At 74.5% G+C, this 17,872-nt stretch carries 14 protein-coding genes and 1 pseudogene; 6 read left to right on the top strand and 9 right to left on the bottom strand.

The window, feature by feature from the left end; all coding sequences use genetic code 11:
• Positions 1–29: 29 nt before the first annotated feature.
• Positions 30–659 carry a DM13 domain-containing protein gene (locus O7625_RS02625; protein WP_282344042.1) on the bottom strand — a complete coding sequence of 210 codons (630 nt, stop codon included), beginning with the start codon at positions 657–659 and terminating at the stop codon, positions 30–32.
• A 143-nt stretch (positions 660–802) separates the two neighbouring features.
• On the opposite strand from O7625_RS02625, the gene O7625_RS02620 reads away from it, so the two are divergent.
• From O7625_RS02620 to O7625_RS02605, 4 genes are read left to right on the top strand one after another with little or no spacing between them, the layout of a single operon-like run.
• Positions 803–1,717: an ABC transporter ATP-binding protein gene (locus O7625_RS02620; RefSeq protein WP_067312771.1), complete on the top strand. Its 915-nt coding sequence runs from the start codon at positions 803–805 to the stop codon at positions 1,715–1,717.
• Positions 1,710–2,594 (top strand): ABC transporter permease subunit, encoded by an 885-nt coding sequence (locus O7625_RS02615; protein ID WP_067312769.1) that lies wholly within the window; start codon positions 1,710–1,712, stop codon positions 2,592–2,594. Before O7625_RS02620 ends, O7625_RS02615 begins: the two co-directional genes overlap by 8 nt.
• Positions 2,591–3,541, top strand: coding sequence for an ABC transporter ATP-binding protein (locus O7625_RS02610; RefSeq protein ID WP_282344040.1), 951 nt, complete (start codon positions 2,591–2,593; stop codon positions 3,539–3,541). The genes O7625_RS02615 and O7625_RS02610 overlap by 4 nt, the downstream gene beginning before the upstream one ends.
• Positions 3,541–4,251, top strand: a complete 711-nt coding sequence (locus O7625_RS02605; RefSeq protein ID WP_067312765.1) for an ABC transporter permease — start codon at positions 3,541–3,543, stop codon at positions 4,249–4,251. Before O7625_RS02610 ends, O7625_RS02605 begins: the two co-directional genes overlap by 1 nt.
• 201 nt (positions 4,252–4,452) lie before the next feature.
• Here the strand turns inward: O7625_RS02605 and valS are convergent, their stop codons facing one another.
• The 8 genes and pseudogenes from valS to O7625_RS02565 all read right to left on the bottom strand — a co-directional run bounded on the left by valS (position 4,453) and on the right by O7625_RS02565 (position 16,019).
• Positions 4,453–7,068 carry a valine--tRNA ligase gene (gene valS / locus O7625_RS02600; protein WP_282344038.1) on the bottom strand — a complete coding sequence of 872 codons (2,616 nt, stop codon included), beginning with the start codon at positions 7,066–7,068 and terminating at the stop codon, positions 4,453–4,455.
• 82 nt (positions 7,069–7,150) lie between these two features.
• Entirely contained in the window at positions 7,151–8,710 is a 1,560-nt protein-coding gene (locus tag O7625_RS02595) for a trypsin-like peptidase domain-containing protein (protein ID WP_282344036.1), read from the bottom strand.
• A gap of 167 nt (positions 8,711–8,877) precedes the next feature.
• Positions 8,878–10,704 (bottom strand): annotated as a pseudogene (locus tag O7625_RS02590) (ABC transporter ATP-binding protein); the annotation flags it as partial.
• 143 nt (positions 10,705–10,847) lie between these two features.
• Complete coding sequence (locus O7625_RS02585; RefSeq protein WP_282344034.1) at positions 10,848–12,653, bottom strand: ABC transporter ATP-binding protein; 1,806 nt, start codon at positions 12,651–12,653, stop codon at positions 10,848–10,850.
• A 37-nt stretch (positions 12,654–12,690) separates the two neighbouring features.
• Positions 12,691–13,203, bottom strand: a complete 513-nt coding sequence (locus O7625_RS02580) for a methylated-DNA--[protein]-cysteine S-methyltransferase (RefSeq protein WP_282344032.1) — start codon at positions 13,201–13,203, stop codon at positions 12,691–12,693.
• On the bottom strand, positions 13,200–14,813 hold the full coding sequence (locus O7625_RS02575; protein ID WP_282344031.1) for an AlkA N-terminal domain-containing protein: 1,614 nt from the start codon (positions 14,811–14,813) through the stop codon (positions 13,200–13,202). Before O7625_RS02575 ends, O7625_RS02580 begins: the two co-directional genes overlap by 4 nt.
• A gap of 112 nt (positions 14,814–14,925) precedes the next feature.
• The gene (locus O7625_RS02570; protein ID WP_282344030.1) at positions 14,926–15,513 is read right to left on the bottom strand and encodes a hypothetical protein; all 588 of its coding nucleotides are present in this window, start codon (positions 15,511–15,513) and stop codon (positions 14,926–14,928) included.
• The gene (locus O7625_RS02565; protein WP_067313699.1) at positions 15,510–16,019 is read right to left on the bottom strand and encodes a SigE family RNA polymerase sigma factor; all 510 of its coding nucleotides are present in this window, start codon (positions 16,017–16,019) and stop codon (positions 15,510–15,512) included. Before O7625_RS02565 ends, O7625_RS02570 begins: the two co-directional genes overlap by 4 nt.
• Positions 16,020–16,246: 227 nt before the next feature.
• Here O7625_RS02565 and O7625_RS02560 point away from each other — a divergent pair, with 227 nt between their 5' ends.
• Both O7625_RS02560 and ychF read left to right on the top strand, forming a co-directional pair.
• The gene (locus O7625_RS02560) at positions 16,247–16,714 is read left to right on the top strand and encodes a hypothetical protein (RefSeq protein ID WP_282346785.1); all 468 of its coding nucleotides are present in this window, start codon (positions 16,247–16,249) and stop codon (positions 16,712–16,714) included.
• 59 nt (positions 16,715–16,773) lie between these two features.
• Positions 16,774–17,859 carry a redox-regulated ATPase YchF gene (gene ychF / locus O7625_RS02555; protein ID WP_282344026.1) on the top strand — a complete coding sequence of 362 codons (1,086 nt, stop codon included), beginning with the start codon at positions 16,774–16,776 and terminating at the stop codon, positions 17,857–17,859.
• Positions 17,860–17,872 lie beyond the last annotated feature (13 nt).

The following is a 17,872-nucleotide window of genomic DNA, read 5'->3' as shown; positions in this document are numbered from 1 at the left end:
TTGCTGTGCCGGCCGCCCGACAGGGCTGGTCAGCCGCCCGCGACCAGGGGCGCGGCCCCGAACGAGACGGCGAACCGTGCACACCAGATCGTGACGCTGGTCAGCCCGGTGAGGTCGGTGCCGGCCGGAATGGCGTACGCCTGGTCGCCCCGGTTGCCCTTGAGCCGGCCCAACTCCACCCGGCGACCGTCGTCGAAGACGCCCCAGCCGGCCCGGCCGGTCTGCACCGGCCGGTCGGTCAGCCAGACCTTCAGATCGGGGCCGTTGGAGGTGTCCAGCCCGACCAGCTCCAGCCGGTGCCGGCCGTCGGTGGTCCGGACGATCCGGGCGTCGCCCGAGGTGTCGTGCTCGTGGCTGACGAACGCCCCCCGGCTGACCACCACCGGCCGGCCGGTGGGGCTGCCGGCGGGAGACTGTCCGGCCGGGGCGGTCGGTGCGCTGCCGGTCGGTGCGGCACCCGTGGGTGCGCTGCCGGTCGGTGCGGCACCCGTGGGTGCGCTGCCGGTCGGGGCGGCGTCCACCTCGGAGAGTCGTTCGTCGACCCGGTTGTCGGTGACCACCTTCCAGGGCTGGAACCAGTAGAGGCCGAAGACGGCACCGACACCGAGGACGGCGACGGCGACCCAGGTCAGCGGGGCACGAAGCAGGCGACGGGACATACCGCCCAGTCTCGCCGGAGCACCGCCGTCGGGCACCGGTCGGTGGCGTTACGAAAGCCTTACCGTCCCTGGGCTGGGAATCAGGGGTGACCCCGGGCGATTCCGGATGCCCCCCAGGGTGGCGGCTCCCTAGGCTGGCGGGCGTGACACTGATCGCGACCGAGTCGCTGACCAAGACGTACGGAGGCCGGGTCACCGCGTTGGCCGACCTCACCGTCGCGGTCGAGCCGGGGATCATCGGACTGGTCGGCGCGAACGGCGCCGGCAAGTCGACCCTGATAAAGATCCTGCTGGGCCTGCTCCCGCCGACCAGCGGACGGGTCTCCGTGCTCGACCTCGACCCCACCACCGACCCGGCGGCGGTCCGCGCCCGGGTCGGCTACATGCCCGAACACGAGGCGCTCCCGCCCGACCTCTCCGCCGCCGAACTCGTCACCCACCTCGGGCAGATGAGCGGGCTGCCCCGGACGGTGGCCCGCGAGCGCGCCTCCGAGACGCTGCGCCACGTCGGCCTCTACGAGGAGCGGTACCGGCCGGTGGGCGGCTACTCCACCGGGATGAAGCAGCGGGTCAAGCTCGCCCAGGCGCTGGTGCACGATCCGGACCTGCTGCTGCTCGACGAGCCCACCAACGGGCTCGACCCTGCCGGCCGGGACGCCATGCTGGCCCTGGTCCACCGGATCGGCACCGAGTTCGGCATCTCCGTCCTGGTCTGCTCGCACCTGCTGGGCGAGGTGGAGCGGATCTGCGACACCCTGATCGCCATCGACGGCGGCCGGCTGCTGCGCGCCGACCGGATCGACGCGATGACCTCGGCCACCGACGTGCTCGCCGTCGAGGTCAGCGAGGGCACCGACGAGTTGGCCGGCCGGCTCGCCGCGCTCGACCTGCCGGTGACCCGGGACGGCCGGATGCTGCTCGTCCCGCTCGTTGACGAGCGCACCTACGACCTGATCCTCGGCGCGGTCGCCGAGCTGGACCTGCCGCTGCACCGGCTGGACCAGCGCCGGCACCGGGTGGCCGAACTCTTCGCCCCGAGGGAGCCCAGCAATGCCTGAGCCGACCGGCGTCATCCACGACATCGGCTACCAGCGCTACACCGGCCCGAGGCTGGGCCGCCGGCACGTCTTCGGCGCGCTCTACCTGCACGGCCTGCGGACCGTCTTCGGGTTGGGCCGCAGCGCCAAGGCGAAGATCTTCCCCTGGCTGGTGGTCGGCATCGTGACCGTGGTGGCCGCCGGCGTCACCGCCGTGCGCAGCCAGCTCGGCCAGGTGGTGATGACGTACGCCCAGTTCGCCGACTCGATGAGCTGGCTGGTCATCTTCTTCGTCGCGGTGGCCGCCCCCGAGCTGGTCTCCCGGGACCTGCGCAGCGGCGTGCTCCCGCTGTACTTCTCCCGGCCGCTGCCGCGCGACGACTACGCGCTGGCCAAGCTGCTCTCCCTGATCAGCGCGATCTGGCTGCTGCTGGGCGGGCCGCAGCTGGTGATGTTCCTGGGGGCGGCGTTCACCACCCCCGACGGCCTGCGCGGCACCTGGAACGAGCTGCTGGACCTGCTGCCCGGGTTGCTCTACGCCGGGCTGTGGGCGGTGGTCTTCGCCTCGATCGGCCTGTTGATCGCCTCGCTCACCGGCAAGCGGGCTTTCGCCGCCGGGGGGATCGTGGCGGTCTTCCTGATGACCACCCCGGTCGTCGGCGTGCTGTCGATCCTGCCGTCCCGCGCGGTCAACGAGCTGGCCTTCCTCGCCTCGCCGTCGACACTGGTCGGTGGGGTGGGCACCTGGGCGCTCGGCGACCTGCTGGTGCCCGCCGACCAGGGCGGCGGAATCCCGATCGGCAGCTTCGGCCCGGTCTACGCGATCGTCGCCGTGCTGCTGGTCTCCGCCTGCACCGCCCTGCTGCTGCTGCGATACCGGAAGGTGGCCGCCCGATGACCACACTCGACACCGACGCCCGGCCGGCGGTCACCACCAGCACCCTGGATCTCGCCGGGGTCTCCCGCTGGTACGGCAACGTGGTGGCGGTCAACGACGTCACCATGCGGCTCGGCCCCGGGGTGACCGGCCTGCTCGGCCCGAACGGCGCGGGCAAGACCACCCTGCTGCACATGATGGCCGGCTTCCTCGCCCCCTCCCGGGGCACGCTCACCCTCGACGGCGAGTCCACCTGGCGCAACCCGCCCGTCTACCGCCGGCTCGGGCTGGTCAGCGAGCGCGAGGCGGTGCACTCCTTCCTCACCGCCAAGGAGTTCGTGCTGGCCAGCGCCAAGCTGCACCGGCTGGCCGATCCGGAGGCCGCGACCCGCCGGGCGATCGAGCTGGTCGAGATGACCGACGCGCAGGACCGCCGGATCGGCACCTACTCCAAGGGGATGCGGCAGCGCACCCGGGTGGCCGCCGCGCTGGTGCACGACCCGCAGGTGCTGCTGCTCGACGAGCCGTTCAACGGGATGGACCCGCGCCAGCGGCTGCACATGATGGGCCTGCTGCACTCCCTCGGTGACGCCGGGCGGACGATCCTGTTCAGCTCGCACATCCTGGAGGAGGTCGAGCAGGTATCCGGCACGGTGCAGGTGATGGTGGCGGGCCGGCTGGCCGCCTCCGGCGACTTCCGGACCATCCGCCGGCTGATGACCAACCGGCCGCACGTCTTCGCGGTCCGCTCCACCGACGACCGGGCGCTGGCCGTGGCGCTGATGGCCGACCCGTCGGTCGCCGGCGTCGAGCTGGACAAGACCGGCCTGACCGTACGCGCCGGCGACTACGGCGCGTTCACCCGGGCGCTGCCCAGGATCGCGCTCGCCCGGCAGATCCGGGTCCGGCAGTTGACCCCCGAGGACGAGTCCCTGGAGAGCGTCTTCTCCTACCTGGTGGAGGCCTGATGTCGACCGTTTCCTGGATCACCGCGCGCGGACTCTTCGGCCGTCGCCGGTTCCTCATGCTGCTGCCGCTGCCGGCGGTGCTGGTGCTGCTCGCCGTACTCTGCCGGTCGCTCGGGGTGGACCCGGGCGAGTGGGCGCCGCCGGTGCTGGTCGGCCTCGGCCTGGCCGTGGTGCTGCCGGTGGTGGCGCTCATCGTCGGCACCGGCGTGCTGGGCGCGGAGATCGACGACGGCACGGTGGTGCACATCCTGACCAAGCCGCTGCCACGCTGGCAGATCGTGCTGCCGAAGCTCGCGGTGGCCGCCGGGGTCAGCGCGGTCACCGTCGCCGTGCCGCTCTACGTCGCGGGCGTGCTGGCCGACTCGGTACGCCTCGGTCTGGCCCTCGTCGTCGCCTCGGCGGTCGGCGCGCTGGCCTACTCGGCGCTGTTCCTGGCGCTCAGCCTGGTCACCCGGCGGCCGGTGCTGCTCGGCCTGGTCTACGTGCTGATCTGGGAGGGGCTGCTGGGCAACTTCGTCAGCGGCACCAGGGTGCTGTCGATCCAGCAGTGGGTGATCGCCCTGGCCGACCGGATGGCCCCCACCGCGCTGCTGTCGACCACCGTGTCGGTGCCGGTCGCGCTGGTGCTGACCGCCCTGGTGAGCGTCGGCTTCACCGTGCTGGCGATCGACCGGCTCCGCTCCTTCAGCATCGCCGGCGAAACCAGCTGACCCACCCCGCTGGGGGCGGGCCGGGTCGGTCAGCCCATGATCGACACAGTTGCGCCGATGTGGCGGTATCCAGTCACCTGGATACCGCCACATCGGCGATCTGGCCCCGACCCGCCGACCCGCCAACCCGCCGGCCCGCCAACCCGCCGGCCCGCCAACCCGCCGGCCCGCTGACCCGCCGGCCCGCCGGGCGGCCGACGGTCAGAAGGCGCTGGCGATGACGAGTTCGGGGGTGCGGTCGGGGAGCAGGTCGAGGGTGGTGATCCGGCCGGCGGCGCGCACGTCGTCGGCGATCAGGGTGAGCTGGTCGAGCAGGGCGGCCGGCCCCAGCGCCTCGGCCAGCGGGATCTCCGCCCGCATCGACAGCTTGCGGTCGGACTTGGCCCGCCGGACCTGGGCCAGCGCGTCCCCGGCCAGCCGGAGCAGGGCCGGGTCACCGGTGCCGGTGATCGCCCGGTCCACCTCGTAGGTGGTGGGCCAGGTGGCCCGGTGCACCGAGCCGTACCGCCACCACGACCAGACCTCCTCGGTCACGTACGGCAGCACCGGGGCGAAGAGCCGTAGCTGCACCGACAGGGCGGTGGCCAGTGCCGCCCGGGCCGAGTCGGCCCCCGGCCCGGTCCCGTAGGCGCGTTCCTTCACCAACTCGATGTAGTCGTCGCAGAACCGCCAGAAGAACGCCTCGGTGGCCTGCAACGCGGCGGTGTGGTCGTACCCGTCGAAGGCGGTGGTGGCGGCGGTGACCACTGTGGAGAGTTCGGCGAGCATGGCGGTGTCCAGCGGGGCGGTGGCGGGGGCGCGCAGCGCGTCGGCGGCGCCCAGCCCGAGCGCGAACTTCGACGCGTTGAGCAGCTTGGTGGCCAGCCGCCGGCCCACCCGGATCTGCGCCGGGTCGAAGGCCAGGTCCATGCCGGGCCGACCGTTGGCCGCCCAGTAGCGGACCGCGTCCGAGCCGTGCTGCTCCAGCAGCGCCATCGGGGTGACCACGTTCCCCTTGGACTTGGACATCTTCTTGCGGTCCGGGTCGAGGATCCAGCCGGAGAGCACCGCGTCCCGCCAGGGCAGCACCCCGTGTTCCAGGTGGGCGCGGACCACGGTGGCGAAGAGCCAGGTCCGGATGATCTCCTGCCCCTGCGGACGCAGGTCCATCGGGAAGACCCGGTCGAACAGCTCCGGGTCGGTCTCCCAGCCGCCGACGATCTGCGGGGTCAACGACGAGGTGGCCCAGGTGTCCAGCACGTCCGGGTCACCGACGAAACCACCGGGCACGCCGCGCTGCGACTCGTCGTAGCCGGGCGGCGGTTCGCTGGACGGGTCGATCGGCAACGACGCCTCGTCCGGTGTGAGAGGGTTGGCGTGGTCCGGCTCGCCAATGGCGTCGAGCCGGTACCACACCGGCACCGGCACCCCGAAGAAGCGCTGCCGGCTGACCAGCCAGTCGCCGGTCAGCCCGCCCACCCAGTGCGCGTAGCGGTGCGCCATGTGCTCCGGCACCCAGCGCAGCTCGTCGCCCCGGGCCAGCAGCTCCGCCCGCAGCCCGGCGTCCCGCCCGCCGTTGCGCAGATACCACTGCCGGGTCGAGACGATCTCCAACGGCCGGTCGCCACGCTCGTAGAACTTCACCGGGTGGGTGATCTCGCGCGGCTCGCCGACCAGGTCGCCGGCCTCCCGCAGCAGCTCCACCAGGGTCCGCCGGGCGGCGTTGACCGGCTGCCCGGCCAGCGCCGCGTAGGGTGCGGCCGGCACGCCGGCCGGTGGCTCGGCCAGCAGCCGACCGTCCCGGCCGATCACCACCCGGGTCTCCAGGGTGAGGTCCCGCCACCAGGTCACGTCGGTCAGGTCACCGAACGTGCAGACCATCGCGACGCCGGTGCCCTTGCCCGGGTCCGCCAGCGGATGCGCCCGCACCGGCACCTCGACCCCGAACACGGGGGTACGCACGGTCGCGCCCACCAGGTCGGCGTACCGCTCGTCGTCCGGGTGGCAGACCAGCGCCACGCAGGCCGGCAGCAGCTCAGGCCGGGTGGTGTCGATCAGCACCTCCCGCCCGCCCGGCCCGGCGAACCGCAGCCGGTGGTACGCCCCCGGGCGCTCCCGGTCCTCCAGCTCCGCCTGCGCCACGGCGGTGCCGAAGCCGACGTCCCAGAGCGTCGGCGCCTCCGCCTGGTACGCCTCGCCCCGGGCCAGGTTGCGCAGGAACATCCGCTGCGAGGCGGCCCGGGCGGCCCGCCCGATCGTGGTGTACGTCAGCGACCAGTCCACCGACAGCCCGAGCCGCCGCCAGAGCGCCTCGAAGACCTGCTCGTCGTCGGCGGTCAACCGCTCGCACAGCTCGACGAAGTTGCGGCGGGAGACCGGGGTCGGCTCCCGGCGGCGGGCCTCGGTGACCGGGGCGTCGGGCGGCTGCCACGCCGGGTCGTACGGCAGGGACGGGTCACAGCGCACCCCGTGGACGTTCTGCACCCGGCGTTCGGTGGGCAGCCCGTTGTCGTCCCAGCCCATCGGGTAGAACACGTTGCGGCCCCGCATCCGCTGGAACCGGGCCACCGTGTCGGTGTGCGTGTATGAGAAGACGTGCCCCATGTGCAGCTCGCCGGAGACGGTCGGCGGCGGGGTGTCGATGGAGTACACGTCGTCGCCCCGGCCCCGGCGACCCGGCGTCCCCGCCGTCGCCCCGCGACCCGCTACGGTCGCCCCCGCCCGGTCGAACGCGTACGTGCCCTCCTCCTGCCAGCGACGCGCCCAGCGCTCCTCGATGCCGTCCAGGGTGGGACGTTCGGGAACACCGGCGCGGGCCGTCCTCGCCGTGTCAGTCATCGGTCGATCGTAGGCAGCAGCCGGCCGCCCGCCCACCGGCTTTACCCGGTGCGGTCGGGCGGGTCCTGTCGGGTGTGCGTCCCTACCGGCGGGAGGAGGTCGTCGGCGGGGCGAGCAGCGGGCCCTTGGTGGCGATCTGGAAGTCGAGCCCGGTGCGGCCGTTGACCCGGTCGAGGATCACCGAGACCGGCGCGTAGGTGTTCTTCTCCTCCGGGTTGGTGCAGGGCCCCTCGCCGGGGTCGCCGTTGTTGAGGATGCCCAGCGCCCGCCCGTCGGACTCGGTGAACAGCGGGCCGCCGCTGTCGCCCGGCCGGGCGCACACCCGCACGTCGATGCCGCCGCTGGCCTTGCCGATGACCTCGCCGCAGCGGGTGCCCGGCAGGTAACCGGCCCCGGCCCCGGAGTCGACGTACTGCTCGCCGGCCTTCGGGGTGTACGCCGAACCGGTGGCGCAGACCACCCAGCCGGCTTGCACCGACGCGTACGGCGTGACGCCGGTGACCGGCACGTCCCGGCTGCCCCTGGTGGCGCAGGCCGGATTGTCGGCCACGCACCAGTAGTTGACCAGGCTGGGCGTGCTGCCGACGCTGCGCCTCGGGTACGCCCACCGGGTCGCCGCGCCCTCGGCGTACGGCAGCACCGCGTAGTCGTAGGGGAAGGCGTTCTCGGCCAGCACCGGGTTGGTCGACTCGACGCCCACCGGCACCTTCGGCCCCAGGAACTGGTGCCAGGTGTCGTCGACCCGCTGGTGCCGGCCGCCGACCACGCAGTGCCCGGCGGTCAGCACGTAGTACCGCCCGTTCTTCGCCCGGACGTTGAACCCGCTGGTGCAGCCGCCGACGGTGCCGTCGTCGCGGGGCACGTCCAGCCGGATGCCGCCGCGCATCGGCGGCTGCGGGCAGTAGCGCGGATCGCAGGCCTTGGGGATCGCGGCGTCGTCGAGGCGGGCCTGTGCCCGGGCCGGCACCCCGGCCGAGCCGAGCGCGCCGGCCAGCCGGGCGTCGTCGGCCCGCACCGTGTCGCCGGTGAGCACCAGCAGTTCGTTGGCCCGCTCGTCGACCAGCACGTCCCGACCGGCGGTGCCGCCCAGCGTGCCGGCCAGCCGGGTCGCCGCCGCGTCGAGGTCACGCCGCGAGTGGCGGGCCGGGACGACGGTGACGTGCCGGGCGTCCGGCAGCCCGGCGACCGCCGCGGCGACCGGCGTCGGGTCGGTCGCGGCGATGGTGAGCACCCCGCCGCCCGCCTGGTCCAGCCACATCCCCGCGTACGAGCCGGGGAAGCGGGCGGCGAGCGTGTCGGCCAGCGGCGTGGACAGCTCCTGGAGGGTGAGCCGGCGGGCGGCCTCGGCCGGGGTGACCCGGTAGCGCCCGCTCAGGTAGCTCACCGAGGCGGGCGCGGCCTGCGCCACCTGCGTCGCCGGGCGGGTCACCACCGGCGCGGGGGGCGGGGCGGCCGAAGCCGTGGCCCGGCCACCGGCGTCGGGGCGGGTCGCCGCCGGGACCTCCGCGGCGACCGGGGTCGACCCGGCGGCCCAGGCCCCGCCGGTCGACCCGGTGGCCACGGCCGGGCCGGCGGGACGGCCGACGGCCAGTGCCACCCCCGACACTCCCACCATGCCCAGCGCCACCGCTGCCGCCACCATCGTTCGTCCACGAATTCGCACGCCGCAACCTCCCCGTATGCCCGGCGATCCGACCGGCCCCACCCCGCCCGGCCGGGCGGACCGGCAGGTGGACAGGGCCGTGGCCCATCGACGAGGGCTGAGTGTAACCGTCGCCCGTCGCCCGGGCCGCCCCGCGTGGGCGCACGTCAGACCAGCGAGTCGCGCCACTGCCGGTGCAGCGCGGCGTACCGGCCGTCGGTGGTGGCGAGCCGGGCCGGCGGGCCGTCCTCCACGATCCGTCCGCAGTCGACGACCAGCACCCGGTCGGCGGTCTCCACCGTGGAGAGCCGGTGCGCGATCACCAGCGCCGTGCGGTCCCGCAGCACGGTGGCCAACGCCCGCTGGACGAGCCGCTCGGTCGGCACGTCCAGCGACGACGTGGCCTCGTCCAGGATCAGCACCCGGGGGTCGGCCAGGAACGCGCGGGCGAACGCGACGAGCTGCCGTTGCCCGGCGGAGAGCCGGCCGCCGCGCCGGTGCACCTCGGTGTCGTACCCGTCGGGCAGGGCGGCGATGAAGTCGTGTGCCCCGATCGCCCGCGCCGCCGCCTGCACCGCCGCGTCGGTGGCGTCCGGCCGGCCGAACCGGATGTTCTCCGCCACCGAGCCGCCGAACAGGTGGTTCTCCTGGGTCACCAGCACCACCGCGCGCCGCAGGTCGGCGTCGGCCAGCTCCCGCAGGTCGACGCCGTCCAGCTCGATCGTGCCGTCGTCCGGGTCGTGGAAACGGGCCAGCAGTTTCGCCACCGTCGACTTGCCCGCGCCGGTCGGGCCGATCAGGGCCACCGTCTGCCCGGCCGGCACGTCCAGGTCCAGCCCGGTCAGGATCGGCGTCTGCGGCCGGTAGCCGAAGGAGACCGAGCGGAAGGTCACCGCGCCCCGGCCCGGACCGGCCGGCAACGGCACCGGCGACGTCGGCTCGGGCACCCCGGGCCGCTCGTCCAGCACCCCGGCCAGCTTCTCCAGGGCGGCGGTCGCCGACTGGAGGGAGTTGTAGAACTGGCTCAGCTCCTGCATCGGCTCGAAGAACCGGCGCAGGTAGAGCAGGAACGCGGCGAGCACCCCCACCTCGGTGGCGCCGCCCAGCACCCGCCAGCCGCCGTACCCGAGCACCGACGCCACGGTGACGTTGCCGATCACCTTGATCCCCGGCGAGTAGGTGGCGATCAGCCGGAACCCGTGCAGGCTGGCCCCCCGGAACTCGTCGTTGACCGCACCGAAGATCTGCTGGTTGCGCGGCTCGCGGCGGAACGCCTGCACCGCGCGGATGCCGCGCAGCGACTCCACGAAGTGGACGATCACCAGGGCCATCGCCTCCCGGCTGCGCCGGTAGGCGTGCGCCGAGGAGCGGGCGAACCAGCGGGACAGCCAGAACAGGAAGGGGAACGCCAGCAGGGTCACCGCCGCCAGCGGCAGGTCCAGCCAGAGCAGGATGGCGGCGACCGACAGCACCGACAGCGCGGCGGCGACCAGGGTGTCGATCCCGCCGTCGACCAGCTCGGCGATGGAGTCCACGTCGCTGGTGAGCCGGGACACCACCCGACCCGAGGTGTAGCGCTCGTGGAAGCCGACGGAGAGGGTCAGCAGGTGGCCGTACACCCGCTGGCGGAGGTCGAGCAGGACGGCCTGGCCGATCCGGGCGGAGCGGACGAGGTAGCCGCGTCGGGCGGCGTACTCGGTGACGGCCGCGACGGTGAACGCGCCGGCGACGGCGGCCAGCGGACCCGGGTCGCCGGCCCGCAGCGGCGGCACCGCCCGGTCGATACCGAGCATGACCAGGTACGGCCCGGCCATCGCGGCGGTGTTCTGGGCGAGCAGCAGGGCCACCGCCACCCCGAGCGGTCGGCGGTGCGGGCGGAGCAGGTCCCGCAGCAGCGCCCGACTGCGCCGACGCAGGCGGGCCACCGCCTCGGGCGAGTCGTCCTCGGCGTGGCTGCGGTCGGCGTCCGGATCGGTGGCCAGCCCCCGCCAGTGGGACAGCGCGGCAGCGGTCCGTTCGTCGCCCCCGGCGGTGCCGTGCTGCCAGGGCGTGCGGTCGCCGTCCCCGGCCGGGGGGTGCTGCCGGTGCGGGTGGTCGCCGCCTCCGGCCGGGAGGTGCCGCCGGGGCGGGTGGGGGCTCACGAGCGCACCAGGCCCGGCGTCGTCGACGGGTCGGCGGCGAGCACCGCCCGGTACGCCGGGACCGTGGCCAGCAGCTCGGAGTGCCGGCCGACGGCGGTGATCCGACCACCGTCGAGCAGCGCCACCCGGTCGGCCAGCGCCACGGTCGACGGCCGGTGCACCACCAGCAGCGCGGTGGTGTCCCGGAGCACCCGGCGCAGCGCCGCCTCGACCAGCGCCTCGGTCTGCACGTCCAGCGCGGAGAGCGGGTCGTCCAGGACCAGCAGCGCCGGTCGGCCGAGCACCGCCCGGGCCAGCGCCAGCCGCTGCCGCTGCCCGCCGGAGAGCGACAGGCCCTGCTCGCCCACCCGGGTCGCCAACCCCCACGGCAGGTCGTACGCGAAATCGGCCTGGGCCAGCGTCAACGCGGCCCGGACCTCGTCGGCGTCGGCGTCCGGCCGGCCCAGGGTGAGGTTCTCCCACACCGACATGGAGAACAGGGTGGGCTCCTCGAAGGCCACCCCGACCAGTCGGCGCAGCGAGTCCAGGCGTACCGCCCGCAGGTCGTGCCCGTCCAGGGTGATCCGGCCGTCGGTCACGTCGTGCAGCCGGGGCACCAGGGAGAGCAGGGTGCTCTTGCCGCAGCCGGTCGCCCCGACCAGGGCCAGCGTCTCGCCCGGCTCGACGGTCAGCTCGATCTCCCGCAGCACCGGCTCGACGCTGCCCGGGTAGCCGAAGGACACCCGCTCGAAGCGGAGCCGCCCGTGGACCTGCGTCCGGGCCAGCGGTACGGCGTCCGGAGCGTCCACAATCGACGGCGGGGTGTCCAGCACCTCCTGGATCCGGTCCGCCGCGGTCGCCGCCTCCTGCCCGTTGGCGATGATCCAGCCGAGCGACTGCACCGGCCAGATGAGCATGAGCTGGAGGCTGACGAAGGCGACCAGCTCGCCGATGGTGAGCGCGTCCCGGGCGACCAGCGTCGCACCGCCGACCAGCACCGCGCCCAGGGTCAGGTTGGGCACCAGGTCGAACAGCGCCGAGGCGCGCGACTGGAGGACGCCCTTGCCGACCCCGGTGTCGTGCAGCGTGCGGGTCCGCCGGGCGAACCGGTCGGCCAGCTCCGGCCCCCGCCCGTAGGCCTTCACGGTGCGCAACCCCTGCGCGGTCTCCTCGACCAGGGTGGCCACGTCGCCCTGCTGGTCCTGCATCCGCCGGGAGGCCGCGTGGTAGCGCCGCCCGAACCGGCGGCTGATCACGAACAGCGGCACCGCGCTGGCCGCCACCAGCAGGCCCAGCGGCCCGTGCAACCGGACCAGCAGGATCACCACGGCGACGTAGGTGACCAGGTTGAGCACCAGGAAGAGCAAGCCGAAGGAGAGGAACCGGCGGAGCACCGACAGGTCGCTGGTGGCCCGGGACAGCAGCTGCCCGGACTGCCAACGGTCGTGGAAACCGACCGGCAGCCGTTGCAGGTGGGCGTAGAGGTCGGCGCGGATGGTGGCCTCCATGCCGACCGAGGAGGAGGACTGGCTCCACCGGCGGATGAAGATCAGCACCGCCTCGACCAGCCCGAGCAGCAGGGCCAGCCCGCCGAGCCGCACCAGCCCGGCCGGGTCGTGCCGGGCGACCGGCCCGTCCACCACCCGCTGCACCACCAGCGGTACGGCGAGACCCGCGCCGGTGGCGGCCAACGCGGCCAGCAGGAGCAGGGCGTACGCGGGGACGTACGGGCGGAGGTAGCGGCGCAGCCGCCAGAGGTTGCGCAGCGGCCGGACCCGGCCGTCCGCCCTCGGGGCCGGGTCGCCGTCACGCTGCGCAGGCACTACCCGACGGTAGCGTCGATCCGCGTCGATGCGGCTGTCAGGTTGCCGTCAGCCGGCGCTCGTGACCGAGCAACCACGTCTTCACCGCCAGCCCGTACCGGTAGCCGCCCAGGGTGCCGTCGGTGCGCAGCACCCGGTGACAGGGGACGAAGAGGGCGGCGGCGTTGCGGGCGCAGGCCGCGGCGGCCGCCCGGACCGCGGCGGGTCGACCGGCCAGCGCGGCGTAGGCGGTGTAGGTGATCGGCTCGCCGGGGCCGACGTCGCGCAACACGTCCCAGGCGTGGGTCAGGAACACCCCACCGCTGTGCTGCGTCACCGGCATCTTGTCGATCGCGGTCAGCTCCCCGTCGAGATAGGCGTGCACGGCGGCGGTCACCGGGCCGAGGTCGGCGTGCGGTCGCAGCGGGCCGCGCAGGGTCGGGTGCACCAGCGGCAGCAGGCTCTCCGGCGCGGCGGTGAAACCGGCGGCCCGGACCGCGCCGTCCGGGTCGACCAGCACGCTGAGCGGGCCGGTCGGGGTGTCGATGGTGGTGGTGTCGATGGTCGTCATGCCGCTCTCCAGAGTCTGATCACCGCGTACGACCGCCAGGGTCGCCAGCGGTCCGCGTACGTGTCGAGGAGGGTGGGGGAGTCGGGCAGGCCGAGGGCGGCGGCACCCCGGCGTACCGCCAGGTCGGTGGGGAGCAGCACATCGGGGTCGCCGAGCGCCCGCATGGCCAGGTAGCCGGCCGTCCACGGGCCGATCCCGGGCAGCGCGGTCAACCGTCGTACGGTCTCCGCCCGGTCCCCGCCCGGATCCAGGTCCAGCTCACCGGCGGCGACCGCCCGGGCCAGCGTCCGGATCGTCTCCCGCCGCGCGACCGGCATCCCGAACGCCGCGTCCGGCAACCCCAGCACCTCCTCCGCCCCCGGGAACCCCCGCAACCCCCCGCCCGGCTCGCCCGCTCTGCCCGCCCCGCCCGCTTTGCCGGCCCCGCTCGGCTTGCCCGGCTCGCCCCGGTGATCAAGAGGTTTGCGTCGTGCGGGAGCGCTCTCCGTGACCGAATCCTCTTGATCACCGGGGTCAGCGGCGGGGCCGGGGGTGGGGGTGGAGGTGGAGGTGGGAGCAGGGAGGTGGGTGAGGAGGGTGGTGAGGGTGGTGGTGGCGGCGCGGAGGGAGATCTGTTGGCCGATGACGGCACGTAGGGCCATCTCGAAACCGTCCACCGCCCGGGGGAGCCGGATGCCGGGCTCGGCGGCGACGGCCCGGGCGAGGGTCGGATCGGCGGCCAGCGTCTGGTCGGCCGCCGAGGGGTCGGCGTCCAGGTCGAACAGGCGACGGCAGCGGGCCACCGCCGGAGCCAGGTCACGCAGGTCGGCCAGCCTCAGCGTCGCCGCGACGTACCCGGTGGTCGGGGTCAGCGCGACCTCCGCCGGGCCGTGCGGCAACCGCAACCCCCGGCGGTACGTCCCGTCGCGTACCTCCTCCACGCCGGGCAGCGCCCGGTCGCCCAGGAACTCCAGCAGCGCGGCGGCGTGCAGCGGCGGCCGGTACGCCAGCCGGAGCGTGATCGTGCCCGGCCCGCCCTGTCGGCCCGGCCCGCCCGGCGTCGGCCGGCTGCCCCGGGCGGCGCGCAGCTGCGACGGCACGGTGCCGTACACCTCGCGGACGGTCTCGTTGAACTGCCGCACGCTGCCGAACCCGGCCGCGAACGCCACCTCCGCCAGGCCCAGCCCGGTGGTCTCGATCAGCGTCCGGGCGGTCTGGGCGCGCTGCGCGCGGGCCAGCGCCAACGGCCCGGCACCCAACTCCGCCCGGAGCATCCGGTGCAGGTGCCGTTCGGTGTAGCCCAGCCGGGCGGCCAGCCCCGGCACGCCCTCCCGGTCGACCACCCCGTCGGCGATCAGCCGCATGGCCCGGCCCACCACGTCGGCCCGGACGTCCCACAGCGGTGAGCCGGGTGCGGCGTCCGGCCGGCACCGGCGGCAGGCCCGCAGCCCGGCCCCCTGCGCGGCGGCCGCCGACGGGAAGAACCGGACGTTGGGCCGCTTCGGCGTCATCGCCGGGCAGGACGGCCGGCAGTAGATCCCGGTCGAGGTGACGCCGGTGTAGAACCAGCCGTCGAAGCGCTGGTCGCGGCTGTCCACGGCGCGGTAGCACCGTTCGAAGTCCAACTCCACGCCACCGATCATGCCCGCAGCTCACCGGCGGTGGCTCGCGGGAATCGGACCTGAGCGTGCGGGTGGCGGGGCCTCCCCACCCCGGACGGTCCCGGGGTGGGGAGGCCGTGGGTCAGCGCGCGGGTACCGGGGCTGCCGCGGCCGTCCGGCCGGTCGCGGGGGCCTGGTCGACGGGCGATGCGGTGCGGCCGGGGGCCGGTGCGGTGACCGGGCCGGTCCGCGGCCCGTCGACGCGCGGCGCGGGCGAGGCGGGGATGGGCGATGCCGGGATGGGTGAGGCGGGGATGGGCGACGCCGGGATGGGCGAGGCGGGGATGGCGGTCGAGGCCGGCTTGCCCGGCGATCCGGGGACGGTGCTCCGGGCCGGTACGGGTGGCGGCGGGGCGCTGTGGCGGCCGGTCCGGGCGTCCTGGTCGACGGGGGGTGCGGTCACCCCTGCCGGGGCGGGTGCGGCGGGCGGCCCGCTCGGCGTCGAGGCCGGTGCGGCCGGCGGGGCGTCCCCGCTGCTGGTGGCGGCCATCGCGAGCGGGGTGGCGATCAGCATGGCGGCGAGGACCCCCGCCGCGCTCATCGTGATCGTGGCGCGGCGGCGGGACCGGGCCCGGCGTTCCGCACGGTTCAACTGGTCGTGCACTGTCGGTGCCTCCTCGGCGAGGTCGGAGAGGGTGGCGCGGATGAGGTTCTCGAGGGGCGTGGTCACCGCCGTACCTCCAGCAGTTCGATGTCCGGCAGGAGTTGCCGCAGCCGGGCCACGGCCCGGTGGGTGCGGCTGCGCACGGTCCCGACCGAGCAGCCGAGCGCGGCGGCCACCTGGGTCTCGGTCAGGTCCTCGTAGTAGCGCAGGACCACGACCGTGCGCTGGGCCGCCGGCAGGGCGCGCAGCGCGGCCCGCATCGCCAGCCGTACGTCGGTGCCGCCGAACAGGTCCGGCCCGGCCCGGTCGTCGCCGCCAGTGAGCAACGTCTCCCGGTACCGGCGCAGCCGCCGCCACCAGCTGACCTGCTCCCGGTACATGACCGTGCGCAGGTATCCTTCCGGATCGGTGTGGCGCAGATCACGCCAGCGCGGAATGGTCTTGGCCAGCGCCGACTGGAACAGGTCCTCGGCGGCGTGCCGGTCCCCGGTGAGCAGGTACGCGACCCGCATCAGGGCCGGTGCCCGGCTGGCCACGAACTCGGCCAGCCGGGCTCGATCGTCCTCGTCCACCCACCCTCCCCGTCGTTTGTCTGTCACCGATACAGACGCCCCGGGCCACCCCGCCTATCCCGGCAGCCGGGGACGTTTCCGGTTCGGAAAGTGTCGGTAGTGGTCGGTAGCGTCCCGGCACCAACTCCAGAAAGGGTGCGGCGATGGCGAGCATGACCGGGCGGGGTGACCCTCGGTCAGGGCGGGGGCAGCTGGACGACGCCGCCGCGCAGGGCCTCTACGACCGGATGCGGGTGGTCGCGCCGGCCGCCTTCGGCGCGATCGAGCGGGACCGGGCCGACGATCCGGCGCGGCCGTTCGCCGACACCGCCTGCGGCCGGCTGGCCGGCTCGCTCGACGGGGCCGGCCTGCGGGCGCTGGGCATGTGGGCGCACCACTGGTGCATGCGGTTCTACGACGACGACACCCGGGTCGGTCGACGGCTGGTCCGGGAGATCGCCGGCCGGCGCGGGCTGGGCTGGACGCCTGACGAGGTGCGGTGGATGCTCGGCGAGTCCGAGCGGGCCGGGCCGGCGGCGCGGGAACGACTCACCCTGCCGCTCGCGGCGGCCGGCGAGCTGCCCGGCGCGGTGGACGGCAGGGCGGCGGACACCGAAGCGCTCGACGGCGGCACGGTGGACGGCAGAGCGGCGGACGGCGCGGTGCCCGACGACGGCGCGGCGGACAGCGGGGCGGGCTGGCGGCTCGCCGGCTGAGCTGTCCCGACGGGGCTGCCTGCCGGGTGCCGGTGGCCGACGGCGTAAGCTGGCCCGTCGTGAGTCTCACCATCGGCATCGTCGGCCTGCCCAACGTCGGCAAGAGCACCCTGTTCAACGCGCTGACCAAGAACGACGTGCTCGCGGCGAACTACCCGTTCGCCACCATCGAGCCCAACGTCGGGGTGGTGGGGCTGCCGGACGCGCGGCTCGACAGGCTCGCCGAGATCTTCTCGTCGCAGAAGGTGCTGCCCGCGCCGGTGTCGTTCGTCGACATCGCCGGTCTGGTGCGGGGCGCGTCGAAGGGACAGGGCCGGGGCAATGCGTTCCTGGCGAACATCCGGGACGCCTCGGCCATCTGTCAGGTGGTGCGGGCCTTCTCCGACCCGAACGTGGTGCACGTCGACGGCAAGGTCTCGCCCGCCGACGACATCGAGACGATCAACACCGAGCTGATCCTGGCCGACCTGCAGACCCTGGAGAAGGCGCTGCCCCGGCTGGAGAAGGAGGCCAAGCTCCGCAAGGACCGGGCCGCCGCGGTGGCCGCCGCGAAGCAGGCCGTCGAGGTGCTCGACGGCGGCACCACCCTGTACGCCGGGGCCGCCGCCGCCAAGATCGAGCTGGAGCACCTGCGGGAGCTGCACCTGCTCACCACCAAGCCGTTCCTGTACGTCTTCAACGTCGACGAGGCCGAGCTGGGCAACGCCGGGTTCCTCGACGAGCTGCGCGCCCTGGTGGCTCCTGCCGAGGCCGTCTTCATGGACGCCAAGATCGAATCCGAGCTGGTCGACCTGCCCGAGGACGAGGCCCGTGAGCTGCTGGAGTCGATCGGGCAGTCCGAGCCGGGGCTGGACCAGCTCGTCCGGGTCGGCTTCCGCACGCTCGGGCTCCAGACGTACCTGACGGCGGGGCCGAAGGAGGCGCGGGCCTGGACCGTGCCGGTCGGCGCGACCGCCCCGGAGGCCGCCGGGGTGATCCACAGCGACTTCCAGCGCGGCTTCATCAAGGCCGAGGTGGTCTCCTACGACGACCTGGTCACGGCCGGTTCGATGGCGGCGGCGAAGGCCGCCGGCAAGGTCCGGATCGAGGGCAAGGAGTACGTCATGCAGGACGGCGACGTGGTGGAATTCAGGTTCAATGTCTGATTTCGGTCCACCG

The organism is Micromonospora sp. WMMD714 (assembly GCF_029581315.1).
Taxonomy (GTDB): Bacteria; Actinomycetota; Actinomycetes; order Mycobacteriales; family Micromonosporaceae; genus Micromonospora; species Micromonospora rifamycinica.
This window is presented reverse-complemented; position numbering and strand designations above follow the sequence as displayed.